The organism is Actinoplanes sp. NPDC048791, assembly GCF_040650095.1.
Lineage (GTDB): Bacteria > Actinomycetota > Actinomycetes > Mycobacteriales > Micromonosporaceae > Actinoplanes.
Genome location: NZ_JBEZGQ010001294.1, coordinates 1 through 2,035, shown reverse-complemented (window position 1 = coordinate 2,035; position 2,035 = coordinate 1). Strand labels below are relative to the sequence as shown.

The 2,035-nt window shown below is 71.7% G+C and carries 1 protein-coding gene and 1 pseudogene; one reads left to right on the top strand and one right to left on the bottom strand.

What is annotated here, in order from left to right:
- Positions 1-188, bottom strand: a pseudogene (locus AB0C29_RS45575) (serine kinase); the annotation flags it as partial.
- A 232-nt stretch (positions 189-420) separates the two neighbouring features.
- Between AB0C29_RS45575 and AB0C29_RS45570 the strand changes: the two are divergent.
- On the top strand, positions 421-1,113 hold the full coding sequence (locus AB0C29_RS45570; protein ID WP_023359859.1) for a Crp/Fnr family transcriptional regulator: 693 nt from the start codon (positions 421-423) through the stop codon (positions 1,111-1,113).
- The last annotated feature ends 922 nt before the right edge of the window (positions 1,114-2,035 follow it).

Genomic DNA, 2,035 nt, shown 5'->3' with positions numbered 1-2,035 from the left:
GCGGCGGCCAGGCCCGCCTCGACCGGCTGGCGCGCGGCGGGGTCGGCCAGGCGGGCCACGAAGCGTTCGCCGCCCGCGGTCACGTCCCAGCCGTGCGAGAGCAGACCCCCGGGCAGCGCCGTGATCTCGGCGGGTACGAGGTGCCACTGGTCGCGCAAAGTCGATCGAAGAAGGTCGTCATCCGGCACGGCGGCGATTATCCCGGTACAGACCGTAATGACGACGGACACCGTGGGCGATAGTCACGCCGGGCGATTAGAGGGTGTACAGATAGCTACGCAAGCGGGATGATCGTACGCGTCTGCTGGATGTATCAAATGGCGTCGACGTGGCTCTTCATGCTAAGAGTGATCGTTCGCGTCGTGGGGCCGGCGCCGGACAACTGTGTCCACGGGGGTCCCGATCGGGGAGGGACTGACCGTGGATCATCGACTGGCAGAGCAAGGAGACGCGCTCACAGGCGTGGAGATGTTCGCCGGGCTGGAGCCGGACGTCCGCCAGCGGGTGATCGCAGCCGCGGTGCCACGCACGTACCGCAAAGGTCAGATCCTCTTCGTCGAGCACGACCCCGGCGACTCCCTGATCATCCTGCGCCGCGGCGCGATCGCCGTCTTCCGTACGGCGCCGACCGGCGAACGCGCGGTCCTGACCGTGGTCCGCCCACCCGACGTCCTCGGCGAGGTCTCCCTGCTGGACGCGCTGACCCGCTCGGCATCGGCCGAAGCGATCGAGGACAGCCAGGCCCTGGCCCTGTCCCGCGTGGCATTCATCGACCTGGTCCACTCCAACCCCCGCATCCTGGACGCGGTGATGCGCTCGGTGGGCGCGCTGATCCGCCGCCTCACCGAACAGAACGCCGACCACGTCTTCCTCGACCTGCCCGGCCGGGTGGCCAAGACCCTGGTCCGGCTGGCCGGCGAGAGCCAGGCCCCGATGATCACGATCGAGCTCAACCAGAGCCAGCTGGCGGAGATGGCGGGCGGCTCCCGGCAGAGCGTCAACCAGGCGATCGGCTCGTTCGCCAGCCGCGGATGGCTCCGCACCGAAGGCCGCCGCATCGTGGTCACGGATGTCTCGGCCCTTCGCCGGCGGGCCGGCATGGCGGATCGGTAGGGGTCCTTTTCCCTTACGCGTCCCGGGGTCGGGCAACCGCAGGTCCGGGGCTGGAGTTTCGCAGCTACCGGGCTGGGCGGCCGGTCCAGGCCGAGGGATCTGCCGCCGGGCTGATCGCCACCCAGGCCACCGGTCCAGCCGAGCAATCAGCCGCCGGGCCAGCCGAGGCATCGCCCGCCGGGCCGGTCCCCGCCCACGCCGTCGGCCCAGCCGAGGCATCGCCCCGGTCCCCGCCCATGCCGTCGGTCCAGCCGAGGCATCGGCCGCCGGGCCAGGGTCTACCCGCCGATCATGTCCGTCGAGGACGGCGGGTGGCCGGTCCTGCATTTCGGCCCGACCGAGGGGTGGCTCGGTGTCGTCGGCCAGCGAAGCGGCGCCGGGTCGGCGTCCGGCCAGTCCCAGCGGGACAGCGCCGCAAACCTGCACGAGCAGCGGGATGCCGCGGGGTGTCGGTGGCCCGGCCGGGTGCGATAAGCGCGGCCAGGGACGGCCGCGCCGGAAGCAACAGCTGGAGCACAGCCCGTCCGCCGTTGCTCGCATCCCGCGCGCCACGTCCAGGCCCCGACGCGTCATCCAATATCGCTGCGCATGATTCGCGGGACAGAACCAGAACCTCGCCGCCACGCAATGGGCTCAGCCGCGGGACGGCCGCCGGACGGCCGCGGATCCGGCCACCAATGCCGGTCCAGCCACCAGCCGAGGGATCAGCCGCCGAGCCGCCGACCATGCCATCGGCCAGCCGAAGAATCAGCCGGCGGACGGCCGCTCACGCGTCGGTCCAGCCGAGGATTCGGCCGCCGAGCCGGCCACCCACGCCATCAGTCCAGCCGAGGGATCGGCCGCGGAGCCAGCCGCCCACGCCATCGGTCCAGCCGAGGATTCGGCCACCGGCCGGCCACCGACGCCGTCAGTTCAAGCGACG